21 protein-coding genes and 1 other RNA gene are annotated in these 22,001 nt (G+C 62.3%); 10 read left to right on the forward strand and 12 right to left on the reverse strand.

Translation table 11 applies throughout. The features are described 5' to 3' along the window. Positions 1-13: 13 nt before the first annotated feature. Positions 14-1,786 carry an SLC13 family permease gene (locus O4H31_RS13125; RefSeq protein ID WP_269346458.1) on the forward strand — a complete coding sequence of 591 codons (1,773 nt, stop codon included), beginning with the start codon at positions 14-16 and terminating at the stop codon, positions 1,784-1,786. A 79-nt stretch (positions 1,787-1,865) separates the two neighbouring features. Continuing rightward, positions 1,866-2,723: a bile acid:sodium symporter family protein gene (locus O4H31_RS13130; protein ID WP_269346460.1), complete on the forward strand. Its 858-nt coding sequence runs from the start codon at positions 1,866-1,868 to the stop codon at positions 2,721-2,723. Positions 2,724-2,793: 70 nt separating this feature from the next. Here O4H31_RS13130 and O4H31_RS13135 read toward each other — a convergent pair whose 3' ends face one another. Further along, on the reverse strand, positions 2,794-3,978 hold the full coding sequence (locus O4H31_RS13135) for a hypothetical protein (RefSeq protein ID WP_269346462.1): 1,185 nt from the start codon (positions 3,976-3,978) through the stop codon (positions 2,794-2,796). Positions 3,979-4,298: 320 nt separating this feature from the next. Between O4H31_RS13135 and O4H31_RS13140 the strand changes: the two genes are divergently transcribed. After that, positions 4,299-5,333: a hypothetical protein gene (locus tag O4H31_RS13140; protein WP_269346464.1), complete on the forward strand. Its 1,035-nt coding sequence runs from the start codon at positions 4,299-4,301 to the stop codon at positions 5,331-5,333. A gap of 1 nt (position 5,334) precedes the next feature. On the opposite strand, the gene O4H31_RS13145 is transcribed toward O4H31_RS13140, so the two are convergent. From O4H31_RS13145 to mgtE, 4 genes are all read right to left on the reverse strand, one after another. After that, positions 5,335-7,107 carry an SLC13 family permease gene (locus O4H31_RS13145; RefSeq protein WP_269346466.1) on the reverse strand — a complete coding sequence of 591 codons (1,773 nt, stop codon included), beginning with the start codon at positions 7,105-7,107 and terminating at the stop codon, positions 5,335-5,337. Positions 7,108-7,201: 94 nt separating this feature from the next. After that, positions 7,202-8,014: a TIGR00282 family metallophosphoesterase gene (locus O4H31_RS13150; RefSeq protein ID WP_259984520.1), complete on the reverse strand. Its 813-nt coding sequence runs from the start codon at positions 8,012-8,014 to the stop codon at positions 7,202-7,204. Between the two features lie 59 nt (positions 8,015-8,073). Continuing rightward, positions 8,074-8,640 (reverse strand): 5-formyltetrahydrofolate cyclo-ligase, encoded by a 567-nt coding sequence (locus tag O4H31_RS13155; RefSeq protein WP_269346468.1) that lies wholly within the window; start codon positions 8,638-8,640, stop codon positions 8,074-8,076. Further along, the gene (gene mgtE, locus O4H31_RS13160; protein ID WP_269346470.1) at positions 8,637-10,040 is read right to left on the reverse strand and encodes a magnesium transporter; all 1,404 of its coding nucleotides are present in this window, start codon (positions 10,038-10,040) and stop codon (positions 8,637-8,639) included. Before mgtE ends, O4H31_RS13155 begins: the two co-directional genes overlap by 4 nt. Positions 10,041-10,162: 122 nt before the next feature. Between mgtE and guaD the strand changes: the two genes are divergently transcribed. Beyond that, positions 10,163-11,464, forward strand: a complete 1,302-nt coding sequence (gene guaD / locus O4H31_RS13165; protein WP_269346472.1) for a guanine deaminase — start codon at positions 10,163-10,165, stop codon at positions 11,462-11,464. 24 nt (positions 11,465-11,488) lie between these two features. Here guaD and O4H31_RS13170 read toward each other — a convergent pair whose 3' ends face one another. The 4 genes from O4H31_RS13170 to O4H31_RS13185 all read right to left on the reverse strand — a co-directional run bounded on the left by O4H31_RS13170 (position 11,489) and on the right by O4H31_RS13185 (position 14,663). After that, entirely contained in the window at positions 11,489-11,908 is a 420-nt protein-coding gene (locus O4H31_RS13170) for a CAP domain-containing protein (protein ID WP_120351562.1), read from the reverse strand. Then, positions 11,905-13,239, reverse strand: a complete 1,335-nt coding sequence (locus tag O4H31_RS13175; protein WP_269346477.1) for an 8-oxoguanine deaminase — start codon at positions 13,237-13,239, stop codon at positions 11,905-11,907. The genes O4H31_RS13170 and O4H31_RS13175 overlap by 4 nt, the downstream gene beginning before the upstream one ends. Before the next feature lie 133 nt (positions 13,240-13,372). Continuing rightward, entirely contained in the window at positions 13,373-14,173 is an 801-nt protein-coding gene (gene hisN / locus O4H31_RS13180; protein WP_269346479.1) for a histidinol-phosphatase, read from the reverse strand. Positions 14,174-14,288: 115 nt separating this feature from the next. Further along, positions 14,289-14,663, reverse strand: coding sequence for a helix-turn-helix domain-containing protein (locus O4H31_RS13185; protein ID WP_269346481.1), 375 nt, complete (start codon positions 14,661-14,663; stop codon positions 14,289-14,291). A gap of 625 nt (positions 14,664-15,288) precedes the next feature. Between O4H31_RS13185 and O4H31_RS13190 the strand changes: the two genes are divergently transcribed. Next, on the forward strand, positions 15,289-16,065 hold the full coding sequence (locus O4H31_RS13190; RefSeq protein ID WP_067627480.1) for a Bax inhibitor-1 family protein: 777 nt from the start codon (positions 15,289-15,291) through the stop codon (positions 16,063-16,065). A 79-nt stretch (positions 16,066-16,144) separates the two neighbouring features. Here the strand turns inward: O4H31_RS13190 and O4H31_RS13195 are convergent, their stop codons facing one another. From O4H31_RS13195 to O4H31_RS13205, 3 genes are all read right to left on the reverse strand, one after another. After that, positions 16,145-16,834, reverse strand: coding sequence for a VIT1/CCC1 transporter family protein (locus O4H31_RS13195; RefSeq protein ID WP_269346484.1), 690 nt, complete (start codon positions 16,832-16,834; stop codon positions 16,145-16,147). A gap of 16 nt (positions 16,835-16,850) precedes the next feature. Continuing rightward, positions 16,851-17,009: a hypothetical protein gene (locus O4H31_RS13200; RefSeq protein WP_269346486.1), complete on the reverse strand. Its 159-nt coding sequence runs from the start codon at positions 17,007-17,009 to the stop codon at positions 16,851-16,853. Positions 17,010-17,080: 71 nt separating this feature from the next. Beyond that, the gene (locus tag O4H31_RS13205) at positions 17,081-17,773 is read right to left on the reverse strand and encodes a metal-dependent hydrolase (protein WP_269346488.1); all 693 of its coding nucleotides are present in this window, start codon (positions 17,771-17,773) and stop codon (positions 17,081-17,083) included. Between the two features lie 326 nt (positions 17,774-18,099). Here O4H31_RS13205 and gatC point away from each other — a divergent pair, with 326 nt between their 5' ends. The 5 genes from gatC (at position 18,100) to rnpB (ending at position 21,851) form a co-directional block, all read left to right on the forward strand. Further along, entirely contained in the window at positions 18,100-18,387 is a 288-nt protein-coding gene (gene gatC, locus O4H31_RS13210) for an Asp-tRNA(Asn)/Glu-tRNA(Gln) amidotransferase subunit GatC (RefSeq protein ID WP_067627510.1), read from the forward strand. Then, complete coding sequence (gatA, locus tag O4H31_RS13215; RefSeq protein ID WP_269346492.1) at positions 18,387-19,874, forward strand: Asp-tRNA(Asn)/Glu-tRNA(Gln) amidotransferase subunit GatA; 1,488 nt, start codon at positions 18,387-18,389, stop codon at positions 19,872-19,874. The genes gatC and gatA overlap by 1 nt, the downstream gene beginning before the upstream one ends. Positions 19,875-19,911: 37 nt before the next feature. Next, a complete protein-coding gene (locus tag O4H31_RS13220) occupies positions 19,912-20,667 on the forward strand; it encodes a hypothetical protein (protein ID WP_260009896.1) in 756 nt (251 codons plus the stop codon). Between the two features lie 3 nt (positions 20,668-20,670). Continuing rightward, on the forward strand, positions 20,671-21,360 hold the full coding sequence (locus tag O4H31_RS13225; RefSeq protein WP_269346496.1) for an N-acetylmuramoyl-L-alanine amidase: 690 nt from the start codon (positions 20,671-20,673) through the stop codon (positions 21,358-21,360). Positions 21,361-21,371: 11 nt separating this feature from the next. After that, an RNA gene (gene rnpB / locus O4H31_RS13230) (RNase P RNA component class A) lies at positions 21,372-21,851 on the forward strand. The last annotated feature ends 150 nt before the right edge of the window (positions 21,852-22,001 follow it).

Raw genomic sequence — 22,001 nt, forward strand, 5'->3', positions numbered from 1 at the left:
TTAGACCGGATATATGACCACAGATCAGATTATTCTCTTTACCCTCTTTGGTGCGGTCTTTGGCCTGCTGCTCTGGGGTCGCTTTCGCTATGACATCGTGGCCTTTGGCGCACTGATGGCCGGGGTGGTGCTGGGGGTGGTGCCCACGGAAAACGCCTTTGACGGCTTTGGCCATCCGGCAACGCTGATCGTGGCGCTGGTGCTGGTGGTCTCGGCTGGGTTGGTGCGTTCGGGCGCGGTGATGTTGATCACCCGCACGCTGGTGGACAGTTCGCGCTCGCTTGGGGCGCATATCTCCATTATGGGCGCTGTAGGTGGGGTGCTCTCGGCCTTCATGAACAACGTAGCGGCCTTGGCTTTGCTGATGCCGGTGGACATCCAAACCGCCCGAAAAGCGGGCCGCGCGCCTGGGCTGAGCCTGATGCCGCTGAGCTTTGCCACCATCCTTGGCGGCATGGCCACGCTGATCGGCACACCCCCCAATATCATCATCGCGTCAATCCGGCAGGAATCGCTGGGCGCGCCGTTCAAGATGTTCGATTTTGCCCCGGTGGGCGGTCTGGCGGCCATCGCCGGGCTGATCTTCGTGGCGCTGATCGGCTGGCGTTTGATCCCCGCCCGCGAAGACGCCATGATCGAGCCCGAGGATATCGCGGAATATATCGCCGAGCTGACCGTGCCCGAAGGCAATAAGCAGATCGGCAAGCGTTTGGCAGAGCTACAGGAAGAAGCACATAAGGCCGATGTGGCGATCCTTGGGCTGATGCGGGACGGCAAACGGCGCTATGGCACCGCGCGCAATGTGGTGCTGCAGGCCGGAGACGCGATCGTGCTGGAAGCCACGCCCGACGCGCTGGACGAATTTCGCAGCACGCTGAACCTCGCGCTGGCGGACAGTGACCGCGAAGATCTGCTGCTGGCCGATGGCGACGGGGTCGAGATTGTCGAGGTCGTGGTGACCGAAGCCTCGCGCCTCAACGGTCGCACGGCGCAGGCGGTGGGCCTCTCGTGGCGTCAGCGCACGGTGCTTCTGGGTCTGTCTCGGCAAGGCCGCAAGATCACCTCGCAATTGCGCACGACCGAGCTGAAGCCCGGTGACATTCTCCTACTGCTGGTCCCGCGCGATACGGTTGCCCATGTCACCGACTGGCTGGGCGTGCTGCCGCTGGCCGACCGTGGCCTTGCCGTCACCCAAGACAGCAAGACGTGGCTCGCCATCGGTATGTTCGCCGGGGCGGTGGCAGCGGCCTCCTTTGGACTTATCTATCTGCCCATCGCGCTTGGGATTGTCGTGGTTGGCTATGTGCTGGCCAAAATTGTGCCATTGTCAGAGCTTTACACGCATATCGAATGGCCGGTGATCGTGCTTTTGGGGTCGATGATCCCGCTGGGGGCGGCGCTGGAAACCTCAGGCGGGACCGAGCTGATTGCGGGCGCACTTGTCGGATTGACCGAAGGGCTGCCCGCATGGGTCGTGCTGACGGTGCTGATGGTGGTAACCATGTCGCTGTCGGATGTGCTGAACAACACCGCGACAACCATCGTCGCGGCCCCCGTGGGCATCCAGATGGCGCAGACACTCGGGGTGTCGCCCGACCCCTTCCTGATGGCAGTGGCGGTGGCGGCCTCCTCGGCATTCCTCACGCCGATTGGACATAAGAACAACACGCTGATTCTTGGCCCCGGCGGCTATTCCTTTGGCGACTATTGGCGCATGGGGCTGCCGCTTGAGATCATAGTCGTCGCAGTGTCGATCCCTGCGATCCTCGTCTTTTGGCCACTCTGACGTTGCGCCCCCGGCGCGCGTCAGGCTTGCCAGATCACATTTGCCGCCCCTAGGCTGATTTCAGCTTTAGGGGGGACAAATGGATATTCTAATCAACGTCGTACTGCCGCTGTCTTTGGCGATTATCATGCTGTCGCTGGGGGTCGGCCTTACGGTCCATGACTTCACCCGCGTGGCAAAATACCCGCGCGCTTTTGGGCTGGGAGCGCTGTGCCAAGTGGTGCTGGTGCCCGCCGCCGCTTGGGCCGTGGCCGTGACCTTCAACCTCAGTGGAGAGCTGGCGGTGGGGCTGATGATCCTGTCTTTTTGTCCCGGCGGCGTGACCTCAAACATGGTCAGCAAATTTGCCCGGGGCGATGTGGCGCTCTCGGTGACATTAACGGCGGTCGTCTCGCTCCTGAGCATCCTGACCGTGCCGATCTTTACCGCCATCGCCGTGCGGCATTTCATGGGCGACGCTGCGCCGGATGTCTCGGTCGCCGCACTCGCCTTGGCGATGTTCTTGATCACCACCCTGCCGGTCGCGCTTGGGCTGCTGCTGCGCCATGGCGCTCCAACCCTCGCCGCGCGAATTGAGCCGGGCCTATCGGCCCTCGCCGCGCTGCTTTTCGCGGTGATTGTGCTGGCTGCCCTTGCCGGGAACTGGCGGCTCTTCACCGAGAACCTCGCCAGCCTAGGGCCTGCGCTTATCAGCCTGAACGCGGCATTGATGCTGCTGGGGCTTGGCATCGCCGGGGCCGCAGGACTGGCGTGGCGGACGCGCAAGACGATCTCGATTGAGGTGGGCATCCAGAACGCCACTCTGGGCATCACCCTCGCCGCTTTGATCTCGGGTCAAACATCAGGGTTCAGCGCCTACGCCCTGCCCTCGGCGGTCTATGGGATCACCATGTATCTGGTCGCCCTGCCCTTTGTGCTTTGGTTTCGCAAGCGCTGAGAGTGGGGAGACCGCACAAACAAAAGGCGCGCCCCTAGGGACGCGCCTTTCTTGTTCAAGGGACGGGCCATCAGGCCATGTCGAAAGCGTCGTCCTCACAAAGGTCGGGCTCTTCGTCTTCCTCCGAAGGCATGGAGGCAAGGCTGAGCGCGTCCATAAGAGCGGTCGCGCCGTCGGATGTGTCGGCGGCGTCGGGATCGGCATCCAGCGGATCAACACCTCCGGTGACGCCCAACACATCACCCTCTCCGCTTTCATCAACATCGACGACGACACGCATACCGGCCAAGTCGATGTCTTCGAAGGACAGCGATCCACTGTTTGAAGAAAGGGTGAAGTCCGTCGACTTGACGCCATTATCCGGATCGTCAGCCGCCGGGTCGAACTTCAACCCTACGTCAAAGGTGCCGCCGGCACCGTTCACCCCATCGTCCGCGGCCTGAATGTCACTCACATCGCGACTTCCCGCCGTTGGATAGAAATAAAGCGTCTCTACCCCGCTGCCATCCGTCAGGTTGAAGTAAACTTCATCGATCTCTGCTTCGTTTCCATCGAATTGAACCTGCGACAGCGTGAAGAACAGCGTGCCGGTATCGGTTTCAGTAACTGATACGTTGATCTCCGCAGGGTCGCCCACCGTGAAATTCAGCGTCGTCTTCTCGTCACCACCTGTATCGGTGCCTTGCGTGCCACCCGAGCCAGAACCCTTGGTGCCGCATGAGCCGGAGCCCTTCGTACCACCAGAGCCGGAGCCCTTCGTGCCGCCAGAACCAGAACCCTTCGTGCCGCCCGAACCCGAACCCTTCGTACCGCCAGAGCCGGAGCCCTTCGTGCCGCCAGAACCGGAGCCCTTCGTACCACCAGAGCCGGAGCCCTTCGTGCCGCCAGAACCGGAGCCCTTCGTGCCACCAGAACCGGAGCCCTTCGTGCCACCAGAACCGGAGCCCTTCGTGCCGCCAGAATCGGAGCCCTTAGTGCCGCCCGAACCAGAACCCTTCGTGCCGCCAGAACCGGTGCCTTTGGTACCACCAGAGCCGGAACCCTTGGTGCCGCCAGAACCAGAACCCTTGCCGTCATCGCTCCCGTCGAACTTCCCGGCCAGGTTTTCGTCATACCATTTCGCGAAGGAGGACCCCTCTACCCCGCCGTTGTGATAGGACTTTGTACCGCTGGCGTCGCAACCGCTGCCCGCCGCACCATCGGTGGACCAGCTATCGTCTTTACTGTTCCAACCTTTAGAGAATCTGTAACCCATGACACCAATCCCTCATATACTTTTGCAGTCGCGACCGCTTTGCAGCGCCACGTCCCCCACAGACTTGCGAAACTAACAGGCGCAATTCTCTTTCGGCAAATTCTTTCCATTTTTTCCGATGAATGAGGCCAGATGTCGACATAATCTCGAAACAGTAACGCGCACTGCAGACGCATTGTCCTTTGGTATAGATCAAACATGCCGAATGGCGGCGAATCACTCCGGGCGGATAGGCTGAAATTGCCTTTGTTTTGCCCAAAACCCGCCGTACCCTCGACCGTCAAAGCGCCTAGACAGACCGAAACACCAGCGGAGGCCCCATGGCACGACCCAAGGAACAAAGCGCTCAGGCGCAGATCGTCGCAGCGGCGCGCAGACATTTCGGCCAAGATGTCGCACGGGTATCGGCCCCCGGTGGTGAGAACCGGTCAAGTTTCCGGCTGCATCTGACCGATCGTACCGTCATCGCAACCCTGCGCCCGAACTTTCGCCGCACCCATTTGGAAGCCCATGTGCTGACCGAACTTGGCCGCCATTGCAGCGACCTGCCCGAATGTCTGGGCGTGGTGGGTGAGATCATGTTCCAATCCGATGTCGGCAAACGCCGCCTCAATGTCGAGGTCGCGCAGGTCGCGCCAGCGGTACAGCTTGATCTGGCGGGAGAGGCCGTCTCGGCCATATTCCGCATCCATGGCGCCGCGCGCCAGACCGAGTTGAACGCCATCATGCCGCATCTGGGCAACAACCGCGACTGGGTACTGAACTTCGTTGATGCGGTGGACTTTCTAAAGGACCTCGGGGGTGGCATTTCAGACCAGTTCGACCGCACCACCGCCTATGAGCGTATCAACGCCCCGGCGCGGCAATTCGTGAAGTGGGACTGCCGGTCGGGCAATGCCGCAATTGGCCGGGATGACAAATTGCGCTGGTTCGACTTTGAATATGCCGGGTTGCGCCATGGCGCCGAAGACATCGCTTGGCTGATCGGGGATGAGGCGTGGCCCGTCGCCCCGCAGGACATGGTCGACGTGGTGATCGACGCCTTCGATCCCACCTGCGGCATTCCCCTGCCCGACTACCTTGACTACCTTTCGGTTTACCTGACCTTCCATGCTGTGCAGCGGCTTAAACTGATCAGCAAGGAAGCCAAGAAACGTGGCTGGCTGAGCAAAGACCGCATCCGGCGCTATGATGATGCAGGGGTGCACCCCGAATTCGCGGCGCATATCTGCCGGGTTGGGGCCTATTTCTCGGACCAATCCGAGCTTACCGCGCCGCTGACACGCAACTTCCTTGAGGCGCAGGCGGGCTTTGACGCGATCGTCGGCCAGACCGAAAAACAGCGCAGCGCCTGAGTTACCAAAACAGCGGGATTACCGCGCTTACCAGCAGCGACATGCTCAGGTTCAGCGGGATCCCGATGCGCATGAAATCGGTGAATTTATACCCACCCGGCCCGTAGACCAGCGTATTGGTCTGATAGCCGATAGGCGTGGCAAAGGCGCAGGAGGCCGCGATCATCACCGCCACAACCAGCGGGCGCGGGTCCATGCCAAGCGCAGTGCTGAGGCTGATGGCGATGGGTGTCATGATCACCGCCACGGCATTGTTGCTGACGATCTCGGTCAAGGTCGTGGTCAGCAGGAACACTGACAGAATGATCCAGAAGGGCGGCAGTTCGGCAAGCCCCGGCGCGATATTGTCGACGATCAGCGCAATCGCCCCTGAGTTCTGCAGGGCAGCGCCCACGGCCAACATGGCAAAGATCAGCGCCAGCAACCGCCCTTCCACGAAAGAGAATGCCTCCTCTGCGTCGATACAGCCGGTCACCAGCACCACAGCCACAGCGATCACGGCCAAAGCCAAGATCGGCGCGACGTTGAAGGCCGCCAGAGTGACGATGCCCACCAGCGCCGCGATGGCAATCGGCGCATGGCCCCGCCGAAATGCGCGGGCCGAGGGTTGGGTCACGTCGACGAGGTTCATCTCGCTGGCCAGACGCTGAATATCCTCCGCCGCGCCTTCCAGCAGCAGCGTGTCACCCACTTTGACGATCAATTGGTCAAGCTGTTGGCCGATATTCTGGTTCCGCCGATGCACCGCCAGCGGATAGACGCCATAGCGCCGCCGCAGCCGCATGGAGCCCAAACTGCGCCCCACCATCCGGCAACCGGGGGTGATCAGCACTTCGACGGTCGTGGTCTCCACCGCCGAAAGCTGGTCGACCCGGCGCAGTTCTTTGTTGTTCTGCAGACTCAATAGCTCGGTCATCTGGGTCCGCAGCACCACGCGGTCCCCGACCTGAAGCTCAACGCCTTTGAGGTTGCGACGCAATGAATCGTCGCCTCGCACCACGTCGATTAACCGCACGCCTTCGCGTTTGAACAGCTGCACATCCAGCACTTCGCGGCCAATCAAGTTGCTTTCAGGGGGGATCACCGCCTCGGTAAAGAACTTCATCTTGGAGCGGTCCGAGAGCATATTCGCCATGCTGTCGCGCGCGGGCAGCAGTTTGTCGGCGAAAAACAGCATGTAGATCAAACCCCATGTGCATACGACAAGACCCACGGGAAGGATCTCGAAGATCCCAAAAGGCGCCATCCCCTGCGACCGCGCCACACCATCGACCAACAGGTTGGTCGATGTGCCGATCAGCGTGAGAGAACCGCCCATGATCGCGGCGTAGCTGAGCGGGATCAGCAGCTTAGAGGCTTTGGTGTTGAGCGTGCGCGTCAGCTGCACAACCACCGGGATCATCACCACAACGACGGGCGTGTTGTTCATAATCGCACTGGCCGCCATGACCGACAGGATCACCCCCGCCACCGCCGTCTTGGGATGGGTCTTGGCCGACCGTTCGGCCAGCCGGGTCAGCACATCCAACGCCCCGGTCCGCACCAAGGCCCCCATGATGATGAACATGGCCGCAATGGTCCAAGGCGCGGGGTTCGACAGCACCGCCAGCGCATCGTCATAGGGCAAAACACCGATGGCCAGCAAAAGCGCGGCACCAGCGATGGCGACCACTTCGGTGGGGAAAGCTTCGCGCAGGAAAAGCACGAACATCATGCCGACGACCACGAGGGTGAGCACCGCCGTCTCCGTCGGAGAGAAGCTGAAAAATTCCATCAAGAACCTGTCATTCGGGCAAAAGGCCGTTGTCCAGTTACGCCGATTGCCGCGCCCTGCGCAAGCCTGACGCATGGGTCGGCAGTGTCAGACCTCAGGGCGCGCTGGCCTGTAGGGCTCCGCCCTCGCGCACCGGTACGATCCGCGTGGCACGGCCCGTGCGGTCATCAGTTTCGATATAAACGCCTGAGAGTGTCGCCTCACCATTGGCGGGGGTAAAGCGTTCACGCGGCATGCCGGTGATGAAACGGCGCAGCGGCTCGGCCTTGTCCATGCCGATCACCGAATGGTAATCGCCACACATGCCCGCATCGCTGAGGTAGGCCGTGCCGCCCGGCAGGATCATCGCATCGGCAGTCGGCACATGGGTATGGGTGCCGACAACAAGGCTCGCCCGCCCGTCGCACCAGTGGCCCATGGCCATTTTCTCGCTGGTGGCTTCGCAGTGCATATCGACGATGATCGCTTGCGCCATGCCGCCCAAAGGATGGGTTTTCAGCACCGGCTCCAGCGCCGAAAAAGGGTCATCAAAAGGCCGTTTCATAAAGACTTGGCCAAGCGCTTGGGTGACCAGAACCTTTTTGCCGTTCTGCGCTGTGAAGAGTTTGGCCCCCTTGCCCGGCGCGGATTTGGAGAAGTTCAGCGGGCGGATCACGCGCGGCTCCTGCTCGATAAAGCTGAGCATGTCTTTCTGGTCGAAAGCGTGATCGCCAAGGGTCAGACAGTCAGCTCCGGCATCCAGCAACGTTTTGGCATGCGCGCCCGACAGGCCCATACCCCCGGTCGCATTCTCGCCATTCACCACAATAAAATCGAGCTTCCAGTCACGCCGCAGCCGCGCCAGATTTTCGGTGATCGCCCGCCGTCCGGCCCGGCCCATCACATCGCCAAGAAACAAAATCTTCATAAACTATGGACTAGGACGCGCGCGGCTTGGCGGCAACCCTTATTCCGCCTAGGGCCGGGTTAGCGTTGCGCCACTTCGATTACGCCAGCCTCAGTCACGATCAGATCGAGCGGCTCATCGGTTTCCTCGAGCGGAATGTCATCGCACTCCTGCCCGGCAAAGGCGAAACCGATCGCCATCGTGGCCCTGCGCGCGCGCAGCATCGCCAGTGTCCGGTCATAAAATCCGCCGCCATAGCCCAGCCGCGCGCCCGCGCGGTTAAAGGCCAGCAGCGGCACGATCACGATTTCGGGCTCGAAAAAATCGTTATGTTCTGGGATCATCGCGCCGAAAGTGCCCGCGACCATCGGCGTCTCTGGTGTCCAGCGCGAAAAGGACAGCGGGTGGTCGGGCCACATGATCACCGGCACGCCGACCGGGCCGTGGGCGCAGGCCTCGGCCATGGCCGGGCGGGGGTCGATTTCGGTACGAATGGGCATAAAGCCCGAAAGCAGCACGCCGCGATAGCCTGCCAAAACTTCGGAAAGATACCCCGCCTGCGCCGCATTCGCCGCCTCAAACAACGGCTTGCGCCGGGCAAATGCCGCCTTGCGCGCTTCGGCCTTCCGGGTGGCGCAATCGCTCACAGCAGCACCAGCGCCGCAAGTCCGAGGAAGGCGAAAAAGCCAACCACATCCGTCACCGTAGTCACAAAGGCCCCCGAGGCGAGCGCCGGGTCAATCCCGAACCGCTCTAGCAAAATCGGGATACCGGTGCCCGCAAGCCCCGCCACTACGAGGTTAATCACCATCGCGGTCGCAATCACATAGCCAAGCGCCGGAGAGCCGAACCAGATCACGCCGACGATCCCCATGATCACCGCAAAGATCAGCCCGTTCACCAGCCCCACCAGAACCTCCCGCCGGATCACCCGCCAGACGTTGGAGCCGGTAAGGTCTTTCGTCGCAATCGCACGCACTGCCACGGTCAGGCTTTGGGTGCCTGCATTGCCGCCCATGGAGGCCACAATCGGCATCAGCACCGCCAGCGCCACGATCTGCGCGATGGCGGCTTCGAACTGAGAAATCACCATTGATGCGGCAATCGCCGTCACGAGGTTCACCGCGAGCCACGGCAAACGCTGCTTCGTCGTCTCCGCCACCCGGTCAGAAAGCGAGCCCTCGCCCACACCCGCCAATCGCAGGATGTCTTCTTCGTGCTCTTCGTCGAGCACCGCCATGGCGTCGTCGATGGTGATGACACCGATCAATCGCCCCTCTTCATCGACCACGGGGGCCGAGATCAGGTGGTACTGATTAAACGCATAGGCCACATCGCCCTCGTCCCGCATGGCGGGGATGATCTGGAAGGTTTCCTCCAAGATATCCGCCAGCCGCGTCTCGCGGCGCGAGCGCATCAGCTTGCCCAGTGTCACATTGCCCACCGGGTGCAGACGCGGGTCCACCATGACGATGTGATAGAACTGGTCTGGCAGGTCTTCTTCCTTGGTGGCGCGCAGATGGTCGATGGTCTGGCCCACCGTCCAATGCTCGGGCGCCATGACGACCTCGCGCTGCATCAGACGACCGGCAGAATATTCCGGCCAGTTCAGCGCCTGTTCAACGGCGACCCGGTCAGTTTCCTCCAGCGCATCGAGGATGGTTTCCTGCTGCGCGTCTTCCAGATCTTCGATCAGGTCGACGACATCATCGCTGTCCAGTTCACGCACCGCTTGCGTCAGAACCTGCGGCGTCAGGATGGAGATGACTTCCTCTCGGATCGACTCGTCGAGTTCCGATAGAATCTCACCGTCGAATTCCTGCCCGTAAAGCCGGATTAATGCTGCGCGGTCATCCTCGTCGATCTGCTCCAAAAGGTCAGCGATGTCCGCCGCGTGCAGCGGTTCCATCAACTGGGTCAGATGGGCTTGATCGTTCGCCTCTACGGTCTCAAGGATCGCGGCAACGGCCCTGCGGTCCAGCATATAGGCTTCGGCAGTCTCTTCAGAGGCTACCGCCGGATCCAGCTCTTCAATATGCTCTGCCATCCGCTGCTCTCCGTGCCTGTGCCCTTGTTAGAGGCGACAATAGGCGAGCGGCCTCGGGGGTACAACGGCACCCGCGACGCTTCGGTATTGTTCCCCGTCTCGCCCTCACCTAAACCACTGGCATGACAAATCAACGACTCCTTTTGGGCGCGACGCTCAGCTATTCCGGCAACCCGATGCAAAGCGCCTGGGAGGATGCCGTGAAGATCGACACCGAAGGCGGTGTCATGATCGAAGACGGCCGCATTGCCGTCGTGGGCAATGGAGACGCCCTGCGCGCCGCGCATCCGCAGGCCGAGGTGACGCGCTACGCCGATGCGCTGATCTGCCCGGGGTTTGTCGATGCCCATGTGCATTATCCCCAGACCGCGATCATCGCCTCTTGGGGTAAGCGACTGATTGACTGGCTCAACACCTATACCTTCCCCGAAGAGATGCGCCTGTCCGATCCGGCCTATGCGGGTGAGATCGCCGCGCGTTATCTGGATCTGACGCTGGCCCATGGGACCACCACTGTTGCGTCTTATTGCACGATCCATCCCCACAGCGCCGATGCGCTGTTTCAGGCAGCAGAGGATCGCTGCCAGCGGATCGTGGCAGGCAAGACCTGCATGGACCGCAACGCCCCCGAAGGGCTGCGCGACACAGTGCAATCGGCCTATGACGACAGCAAAGCGCTGATTGAGCGCTGGCACGGCAAGGGCCGCGCGAGCTATGCGATCACGCCGCGGTTCTCTCCGACCTCGACGCCCGAGCAACTCTCGGCCCTCGGCGCGCTTTGGGCAGAGCATCCGACCTGTCTGATGCAGACCCACCTTAGCGAACAAACGGATGAGATCGAATGGGTGCGCGGCCTGTTCCCAGAGGCGCGCGATTACCTTGATACCTATGAGACCCACGGACTGCTGGGCGAACGAGGCCTTTACGGCCATGCGATCCACCTAGAGCCGCGCGAGATCGACCGGCTGGCCGAGGTTGGTGGCGCACTGGTCCACTGCCCCACCTCCAACACCTTCATCGGTTCGGGACTGTTTGACATGACCGGCCTTGCCGCGCGGGGCATTCCGCTGGCGCTGGCGACGGATACCGGGGGCGGCTCGTCGTTTTCGATGCTGCGCACCATGGCGGCTGCCTATGAGGTTGGCCAGTTGCGCGGCACGCCGCTACATGCGGCGCAGTTGATCTGGCTCGCCACCGCAGGTTCGGCCCGCAGTCTGCATTTGCAGGATCACATCGGCAGTCTGGCCGAAGGGATGGAAGCGGATATCACCGTGCTGTCGCTCGACTCGACCCCCGCCATCGCACAGCGTCACGCGGCTGCCAAGGATATCTGGGAAAGCCTCTTCGCCACCATCATGATGGGCGATGACCGCGCGATTGCAGATGTTTGGGTTGCGGGTGCGCGTCGGGGTGGCACGGTGTAACGCACCACCCGCGATTGGGTTGCCTCAGCAGGGCGCGCCCAGCACCATCACCCAAACCTCACTATCGGCCTGCACCAACCCCATCTCTTCGGCGCGGCTGTCGACCATATTGCGGTAATGCCCCGGTGAGTTGGTCCAGCCGGTCATGACCTCATCCAAGGACTGCTGCCCCTTGGCGATATTCTCGGCCACAAAGCACCATTGATAGCCCGCCATCGCGGCACGACGGCCCACATCCGTGCCATCGCGGCCCTTGTGGCTGAAATAGTCGTGCTCTGCCATATCGCTGGCATGGGTTTGAGCCGCCTGCGCCAAACGGCCATCATAGACAAGAGGTTTGAGCCCCTGCACATCCCGCAACGCATTTACGCGCTCCAACCCCATGGGGTCGGCTAATGCCGGCATGCCCGCCAGCATCAGGATCGATAGAAAAAATGGCCTCATTCAGCCAAGCCTTTCGCCAATTCGTTTTGCCGCGCCACCTGTGCGGCCAAGTCAATCGTGGTGACGCGACCATCGCGCACCACCTGACGGCCTTCAACGAAAAGGTCGCGCACCGCCGTCGGACCGGCAAGAAGCAGCGCAGCCGGATCCCAACTGCCCGCGCTTTGCACACCCGAGACATCCCAGATCGCCACATCGGCCCGTTTGCCGGGCATCAGGCGGCCGCAATCAGCGCGCCCCAGCACATCTGCCCCGCCCCGCGTCGCCAGTTCCAGCGCCGCACGCGGGCTCATCGCATCAGCGCCGCGGGTCACGCGCTGTAACAGCATCGCCTGCCGTGCCTCGGCGGCCAAATTGCCGCTGTCATTGCTGGCCGACCCGTCGACGCCCAGCCCCAGCGACACCCCCGCATCCAGCATCGCCCGCACCGGCGCGATGCCTGACCCAAGGCGGCAATTCGAACAGGGGCAATGCGCCACCCCCGTGCGGGTCCGGGCAAAGAGGTCAATCTCGGACGCGTCCAGTTGCACGCAATGGGCATGCCAGACGTCATCGCCCAGCCAACCAAGGCTTTCGGCATATTCGCCGGGGCGGCAGCCGAATGTCTCTAGCGAATAAGCAACGTCTTCGGTATTTTCGGCCAGATGGGTGTGCAGCATGACACCCTTGTCACGGGCCAGCAGGGCCGTGTCGCGCATCAATTCGCGGCTGACGGAGAAGGGCGAACAAGGGGCCAAGCCAACGCGGCACATCGACCCTTCCGCGGGATCGTGGAAGGCGTCGACCACGCGGATGCAATCTTCCAAGATCGCCGCCTCACGCTCCACCAGCGCATCGGGCGGCAGGCCGCCGTCGCTTTCGCCTATGCTCATCGAGCCGCGCGTGGGGTGAAACCGAAGGCCAAGCTCGGCGGCGGCATGGATCGTATCTTCCAGCCGCACGCCGTTTGGGTAGAGATAAAGATGGTCCGAACTCAGGCTACAACCCGAGAGCGCCAGTTCCGCCAGCCCGATCTGCGCCGAGACGAACATATGCTCCGGCCCCATACGCGCCCAGATCGGATAGAGCCGCTGCAACCAGCCAAAGAGCAGCGCATCCTGTGCGCCCGGCACGGCGCGGGTCATGCTCTGGTAAAGATGGTGATGCGTGTTCACGAGGCCCGGCGTAACGACACAGCCGTTCGCCTCGACAATCTCGCCCTCCGTCCGAAGGCCCTGTCCGATCTCGGCAATCACCCCGTCGCGCAGCAACAGGTCTGCACCGGCAAGTTCGCGCCGGTTATCGTCCATCGTGATGAGGTAATCCGCGCCGCGGATGAGGGTCTCTGCCATAGGTCACACTTTTCGCTATGCCCGTCTCATGCAAAGTGTGTGTGGCCGATGGAAAACGGGCGAGAGAACCGGCCTTTACGGGAGTTATCGCATCCCGCCGGGGCCGGTCAATCCGCGGGTTCCGACAATTGGATCAATAGGCGGAAAGGATCGCAAGCGCCTGCGCGTGGATTTCGCGGTTGGCCGCCGCAAGCGCCCTGCCGCCCTCATGCACCGGGTTGCCCTGCCAATCGGTGACGAGCCCCCCCGCCGCTTGGATCACCGCGATGGGCGCTTGGATGTCATAGGCGTTCAATCCTGCCTCGATCACCAGATCGACCTGCCCGGCCGCGACCAAAGCATAGGCGTAGCAATCCATGCCATAGCGGGTCAGCAGCGCCTGCGACGCCACGGCCCGAAAGGCGTTGGCCTCATCGCTGCTGCCGACCTCGGGGAATGTCGTGAAAACGATGGCCTGCCGCAGGTCCCGCGCCGCGCGGGTCTGCAAGGGGCGGCCTCCATGCAGCCCGGTCATCAGCGCGCCATCCGGTGCGCCCTCAAACCGCTCGCCGATATAGGGCTGGTCAATGATGCCGTAGAATGGCCCCGACACATCGCTGACCGCGATCAGCACGCCCCAAGTCGGCGTGCCGCTGAGAAAGCCGCGCGTTCCGTCAATCGGGTCAAGCACCCAGGTCAGCCCCGATGTACCGGGCTGCGCGCCATATTCCTCGCCCAAGATGCCATCGGCGGGCCGTTCCGCCGCCAAGATATCGCGCATCGCCCGTTCGGCGGCGCGGTCTGCTTCGGTCACAGGATCAAAACCGGTACCAAGCTTGTTGTCGGCCTGCAAATCAAGGCTGCGGAAATAGGGCAGGATCACCTGACGCGCCGCATCCGCCATCAGATGGGCGACGCGGCGAATATCGGGATCAAAATCAGTGGCGTTCATCATGACGAAGACCTGACAGTTTGCGCGGGTTTGCGCAAGCCTGCCAATGCTTTAGAAAGTCGGGCCCTAGAATGCTGGCCCTTGAAAAGCTAGGCCAAGAAAGACGACCCGGATGGGATCAGGCCACATCGCTCAACACGCGGGCCAGTTCGAACAACCGGCGGCGCTGGTTCTCGGGGATAGCATAGTAAGAACGCACCAGCTCCATCGCCTCTTTGTCAGCCATGAGATCGGCTGGCAGCCCGTCCACCGCTGGGCCATCTGCGCCCTCCTCATCTTTCAGTCCTTCAAAGAAGAAAGACACAGGCACGCCAAGGGCATCCGCGATATCCCAAAGCCGCGAGGCGCTGACGCGGTTCGCGCCGGTTTCGTATTTCTGTATCTGCTGGAATTTGATCCCGACGAGTTCTGCCAGTTTCTGTTGGGTCATCCCCGTCAACCAGCGCCGCTGCCTGATACGCTTACCCACATGTACGTCTACCACATGCACCATATTCTTTAATCCTTATAGGGCACATGCGACCGTGCCAATCTCTGTTCCAAACAAGGACGAAGTGTGCCGTTGCTTCACGCAATACCGCAGGAGTTGCGTGAAGGTCCTACCTCCTATCATAGCGGTTGCGTTGAATTCGGCAAAGAAATTTCACGTGATGGTAAAAATCTGTTCCGTTTCGACTGCAACCTCAGGCGGTGCACTGCCCCTCTCTCTCTTTGACCGGCGGGCGTTGAATCTCCAAGTTTCCTTGGCTGTAGTGGTTTCCCGCTCGGCAACCACTGGATGAACGCGAAGGATATCAATCGGTTCCCCCCGCAGTAGTTCAAATGCTGTTTTTCTGGCTCTCGGGTGGTTCACGTCACCGTTACCCGCGCCCCGCCGCGCCGCCAAAGCATCGGTGCTTTTCCGCCGATCACCGCGCCTTGGGCGGCCCGCCCGCTGAAAACGAAGGTCTTACCGACCCTCGGCGCGCGCCCCTGACAAATCCAGGGCGAAACCCGCGATTATTGCCGTGATATCAGGCCGCAAGACACTTGAAATTCGCCCCTGCAGGCCCGATATTCAAAGCCAAGAACGTGTCGGCCGAGTTTCGACACGCAACTTTGCCAATGGGAGTCACTAAATGGCTGACGTCAATTCAATTCGCTCTGCTGCCGGGTCGCGCGTCGCCGCGATCGACGAGGGTCTGCGCGCTCATATGAACAAGGTGTATGGCACCATGTCGATCGGCATGCTCATCACCTTCGCCGCGGCCTGGGCCATCTCTGGGCTGTCGGTCACCTCCGACCCTTCCGCCGCCGTGGCGCAGCTTAGCCAAGACAAGTACCTGACGCAGTTGGGCTATGCGCTCTATGCCTCGCCGCTGAAATGGGTCGTGATGTTCGCGCCGCTCGCTTTTGTCTTTGGCTTTAGCGCGATGATCAATAAAATGTCTGCGGCCACGGCGCAGGTCGTGTTCTACGCCTTTGCTGCCGTCATGGGCATCTCGATCAGCTCGATCTTTCTGGTCTTCACCGGCTATTCTATCGCGCAGGTCTTTTTGATCACGTCGATCGCCTTTGCCGGTCTGTCGCTTTGGGGCTACACCACCAAGAAGGACATCTCCGGCTGGGGCAGCTTCCTGATCATGGGTGTGATCGGTTTGGTTGTCGCGTCGATCGTTAACATCTTCCTCGCCTCTTCGGCGCTGATGTTCGCGATTTCGGCCATCGGTGTTCTGATCTTCGCGGGTCTGACCGCCTATGACACCCAGAAGATCAAGACCGAGTATCTGGCCCACGCACATCACGGCGACACTGAGTGGCTGGGCAAGGCCGCGATCATGGGCGCGCTGAGCCTCTATCTGGACTTCATCAACATGTTCATGATGTTGCTGTCGCTCTTCGGCAACCGCGAATAACCGCTGTGCCATCTGATGCGAAAGGCCGGCCCTGAAAGGGGTCGGCCTTTTTCTTTGGCGGCATCTTAAGTTGAAGCCGTCAGGCAATCGCTCCGAAAAGATGCCCGACCCCGGCGGTCACGGCCATGGCCAAACCGCCCCAGAAAACGACACGCCTTATGGCGGGCCATTTCGGCGCACCGCCCAGTTGGGCCCCGCCCGCGCCAAGCAGCACCAGCGCCAGCAACGCCACCAATGTGATCGTCAGTCCACGCGCCCCCGCAGGGGCCAGAACAGCCGCCAACAAGGGCAGCCCGCCGCCCATGGCAAAGGCCAGCGCCGAGGCGCCCGCCGCCTGCAGCGGATCCGCCTGACCGGCAAGGCCGAACATGCCCAACTCTTCGCGTGCGTGGGCGCCCAAAGCGTCATGGTCGGTCATCTGTGCTGCGACTTCCAAGGCGAGGTCACTCTCCACGCCACGGTTCTCCAGCCCTTCGGCAAGTTCGCTCAGCTCGTAATCCGGGTCTTCGACCAGGGCCACGCGCTCGCGTTCCAGATCGGCCTTCTCAACGTCCGCCTGTGCAGAGACCGAGACATACTCCCCTGCCGCCATTGACAGCGCACCGGCGGTGAGCCCCGCAAGCCCGGTCAGCAAGACATTGCCCTGCGCCATGCCAGCTGCGCTCACCCCCACCAGCAGACTGGCAGAGGAGACGATACCATCGTTGGCCCCCAAAACGGCAGCGCGCAGCCAATTGCTGCGGTTAATAAAGTGACCTTCTTTGGGCATCTCAGCCGCCTTACGTCTATTGCGGCTGGTACACCAAAAGGTGCGCGGGGAAGATGACTGGCCGGTCACCGCCCACGCCGGTAAAGCCGACACTGCCGGTAGGCTCGGCCCGGTCCAGCGGGGCGCAGGCCCCCAGCGTCAGCAACAAGATCACGGCAGTAAATTTGGCAAACATGGCATTTCCCCGGTGGTTCATTCAGGTATCCCCCGTTCCGCCTTGGCGTGCAAGGCGGTCGGGGCAGTTGGTCAGACGGTGATCGCCTGCATCACCTGTGGCTCCACAACATCGACGCCGGGCAGGCCATCGGTCAACACCTGCGCCGATTGCTCCAGTGCGTCGAAGGTACGGTAGTGGCAGGGGATAACCGTCTTGAAATTAAAATAGCGTTTCGCGGCATAGGCGGCCTGCGCCATGTCCATCGTGAAATGCCCGCCTGCGGATAGAATGCCAATGTCGGGTTTGTGATAGTCGCCCATCCAATCCATATCCGCCATGATCGCCGTGTCACCAGAATGATAGATCGTATGCCCCTCGCCCGAGATCATGAACCCCGTCTCCATCCCGGTGTAGATCGGCCCGTTGTCGCCTTCCACGGATGAGGAATGCGAGGCCGGGACCATGGTGATCGCCACTTCGCCCGCGCGGATCGTCCCGCCTTTGTTAAAGCCGGTGGTTTGTGCGACGCCTTTGCTTTCCAGCCAGCCCATCAGTTCGACCATCCCCGCCACCGGCGCATTGGTCCGGCTGGCAATATCGGCGATGTCAGCCGTGTGGTCGAAATGGCCGTGAGTGACGAGGATTTGGGTCGCACCTTTGATTGCATCGGCATGGTGCGCGTCGTCCAACATGGGGTTGTCTTTGAGCCAGGGGTCGATCAGCAGCACTTGGTCCTCGATCTCGATGCGGAATGATCCGTGGCCGAGCCAGATGATGTTCATGGGGGTCCTCCTGAGTAGTATGGGTTTTACGTCAGATTTGACCCTCCGAAGCGCGGAATCAAGTAAACGTCTCCGCATGCCACCAGCCCGGAATCGAGGGCGCATGCCCGCCGGGCAGCGCCGGACCGGCCCAACGGGCTGGCGCCTCTGCAAGCCGGACGCCATCCCGCCATCGCGCAATACCCCAGCAAACATAAATTGCCCAACTGCTTCGAAGCAGGCGCCATCCCCCGGTTTGGCGCTGCCCGGCTCTGCTTCGCCCCTCTCAAACCCTTGCGAGGCCCGCCCCCAAACGGTAGAGGAGCCACAAAGAGATGGAGATGTTCATGTCGATCGACGAAAACACCGCCGCACGGGTGGCGAAACTGGCCCGGATCAAGGTTGAACCCGAGGCGCTTCCGGCGCTGGCGGAAGAGTTCAACAACATCCTCGGCTTCATCGAGCAGCTGTCCGAGGTGGATGTCGACGGTGTCGAGCCGATGACCTCCGTGACCCCGCAGCGCCTGAAACGGCGCGAGGACGTGGTCACCGATGGCGACCAGCAGGACCGCGTGCTGGCCAATGCCCCCGATGCCCGTGAAGGGTTCTTTGCCGTGCCGAAGGTGGTGGAATAATGACCGATCTGAACAAACTGAGCCTTGCCGAAGCCCGCGACGCGCTGCGCAAGGGTGAGACCACCTCGAAAGACCTGACCGAAGCCTGCCTCAAAGCCATTGACGGCGCAGGCGCGCTGAACGCCATCGTGCACCGTACCCCCGAGATCGCGATGGAACAGGCCGCCGAGGCCGATGCCCGCATCAAACAGGGTGACGCGCCTGCCATGTGCGGCCTGCCCATCGGCATCAAGGATCTCTTCTGCACCAAAGGCGTGCCGAGCCAAGCGGGCAGCCGCATCCTCGAAGGGTTCCTGCCCGAATATGAAAGCACCGTCAGCCAAAAGCTGAAAGACAGCGGCGCGGTGATGCTGGGCAAGCTCAACATGGACGAATTCGCCATGGGCTCGTCGAACGAGACATCCGTATACGGCGCCGCGGTGAACCCGTGGCGCCGCGCGGGCGACACCGCCGAACTGACGCCCGGCGGCTCCTCGGGCGGCTCCGCCGCTGCCGTGGCTGCTGACCTCTGCCTCGCCGCGACCGGCACCGACACCGGGGGCTCGATCCGCCAGCCTGCGGCCTTTACCGGGACTGTGGGCATCAAGCCGACCTATGGCCGCTGCTCGCGTTGGGGCATCGTCGCCTTCGCCTCAAGCCTCGACCAAGCCGGGCCGATGACCAAAACCGTGCGCGACGCCGCGATCATGCTGGAAGCCATGTGCGGTCATGACGCCAAGGACAGCACCAGCGCCGATCTGGCCGTGCCGGATTTTGAGGCGGCCCTCACTGGCGACATCCGTGGCAAGAAAATCGGCATCCCGCGCGAATACCGCATGGATGGCATGCCCGAGGAGATCGACAAGCTCTGGCAAGACGGCATCGCGATGATGAAGGATGCCGGGGCCGAGATCGTCGACATTTCGCTGCCGCACACGAAATACGCCCTGCCTGCCTATTACGTCATCGCCCCTGCCGAAGCGTCCTCGAACCTCGCGCGTTATGACGGCGTGCGCTTTGGCCACCGCGCCAAGCTCGACCACGGCGATGGCATTACCGAGATGTACGAGAAAACCCGCGCCGAGGGCTTTGGCCATGAGGTTCAGCGCCGCGTGATGGTGGGCACCTATGTGCTCTCCGCCGGTTTCTACGACGCCTATTATAACCGCGCCCGCAAGGTCCGTACCCTGATCAAGAAAGACTTCGAAGATGTCTTTGCCCAAGGCATCGACAGCATCCTGACCCCGGCGACTCCCTCGGCGGCCTTCGGTCTGGGCGAGATGAAGGACGCCGATCCGGTGGCGATGTATCTCAACGACGTCTTTACCGTGACGGTGAACCTCGCCGGTCTTCCCGGTGTCGCGCTGCCGACGGGGCAAAGCGCCACAGGCTTGCCACTGGGTCTGCAACTGATTGGGCGCCCGTGGGAAGAGGCCGAGTTGCTGTCCTCCGCCTATGCGCTGGAGAAGGCGGCCGGTTTTGTGGCCAAGCCCGAGAAATGGTGGTAAGCCGCAGGGCGGTGAATAAGAGGCGAGAGCGGGTCAGATGATCACACGGACACTTCTAGCGATGACAGCAGGCGGTCTTTTGGCAGCCTGCCAACCGGCGATCCCCGATTCCGGGAACATCAACAGCGGGCGCGGCGTCGGCTTTGGCGACAGCAATTTCGAAGCCGAGCAGCGTGCACGCGATGCGGCGCTGGCGGGCGACGGCAGCTTCACCTCTGACGTTACCGCCCAGCCGTTAGATGACGGCTCCCCCGAAGCGACGGCGGCGGAAACTGCCCGCGTTCTGGCGGCGACCCGTCCGGGCGGGGCAAGCAACGGTCTGGGCAATGATGCCACGACCAACTCGGGCGTTTCCCCGGTGAACGCCAGCCCGTCGAATCCGCCCCCCGCAGCGGTCAACGCCGTGGGCATCTCGAACGAGAACAACTTTGACGCGGTGTCGGGCCAGCGCAGCATTCAAGACGACGCGGCCCGCGTGGCCGCCAACCGCGCCCAATATCAGGTGGTTCAGCCCGAAGCACTGCCCGAGCGTCGGAACGTCGGCCCGAACATCGTCGCCTATGCGCTGCAATCCAACCAATCGGTCGGTCAGCAGGTCTATAGCCGTATCGGCTTTAACAAGGCCCGCAAGTTTGAACGTGCCTGCGCGCAGTACAGCCACGCCGACCAAGCGCAGATTGCTTTCCTTGAGGCCGGTGGCCCCGAAAAGGACCGCGAGGGCATGGACCCCGATGGCGATGGCTTCGCCTGCAACTGGGATCCCACCCCCTTCCGCCGGGCTGCGCAGGGCTGATAGATGCCTGTCGCGCCTGACGTGACGGCGCATCCCTCGCCCAATTACGGCCCGCGGCGCGGCGGGCTGCGACCCCGGCTTATCGTCCTGCACCACACGGCCATGACCAGCGCCCAAGCGGCGCTGGATCGGCTCTGCGACCCCTCTGCGGCTGTCTCTGCGCATTATCTGATCTGTGGCAACGGGCGCATCCTGCAATTGGTCAAGGAAGACCAGCGCGCTTGGCACGCGGGCGTCGGCGAATGGGCCGGTCTGGACGACATCAACTCCCGCTCCATCGGGATCGAGTTGGACAACCGCGGCGATCACCCGTTCTCAGAACCGCAGATGCGCGCGCTCGAAACCCTCCTGCCTGGCATCATGAAACGTCACGGCATCCCGCCCGACGGGATAATCGGCCACTCCTGCATGGCACCGGGCCGAAAGGTCGACCCCGGCCCCCGATTCGATTGGGCACGGCTGGCGCGGCGGGGGCTGGCCTTGCCTGCGGGCGATGGCGTTGCGCCAAAGACCGCCACAGCCGATACCTTCCGCGCCGCCGCGCAAGCCGCAGGCTTCACCGCGCCCTGTGACGATGCCACGCTGCTAGAGACCGTGCGGATGCGTTTCAGGCCCCACGGGCGCGGCCCTCTCACCCCCGCAGACCTTGCCGCCCTGCCCGCCCCCATTGACGCGCCACGCGGCGGCGTCTAGGGCGGGGATGCGCGGAAGGCTGGATGGCCGCTGCGTCGTCTCGCGTCGCATGACCGACGACCACTGCCGTCACACGCATGTGTGACATCCGTGGCGTCGCTTTTGCGGGGCAAAAGCGACGTAGAGGAAAGTCCGGACTCCAAGAAGAAACGGTGCCGGGTAACGCCCGGGCGGGGCAACCCGACGGAAAGCGCCACAGAAATGAAACCGCCCCTTGGTCCGGCTTGCCGGAACCCCCAAGGGGTAAGGGTGAAACGGTGGGGTAAGAGCCCACCGCGGGGCTGGCAACAGTTCTGGCACGGCAAGCCCCACCGGGAGCAATGCTAAATAGGGACCGCGCGCCGATGATCTTCGGGTCAAAGGCGGGGCTCTTCTGCCCCAGCAGGTCCGGGTTGGCAGCTATAGCTGCATCGGCAACGGTGCAGTCAGAGGAATGGTCATCGCCTGTTTTCGGACAGGTACAAAATCCGGCTTATAGGCCTTCCGCGCATATTCCTGCCCTTTCAGGTCCGAAAGGCAGGTTTTTCGACGAAACCGGCGTCTTTCGCCATCGGACGGGCAAATAGCGGTTGACTCGGGCGCGGGTCTGACTAGAACCCGAAATTCAGAATTCACGCACGCCTGCGCGGCCGTGCAGCAGG

Origin of the sequence: Sulfitobacter dubius (assembly GCF_027214245.1) — a bacterium.
Lineage (GTDB): Bacteria > Pseudomonadota > Alphaproteobacteria > Rhodobacterales > Rhodobacteraceae > Sulfitobacter > Sulfitobacter dubius_A.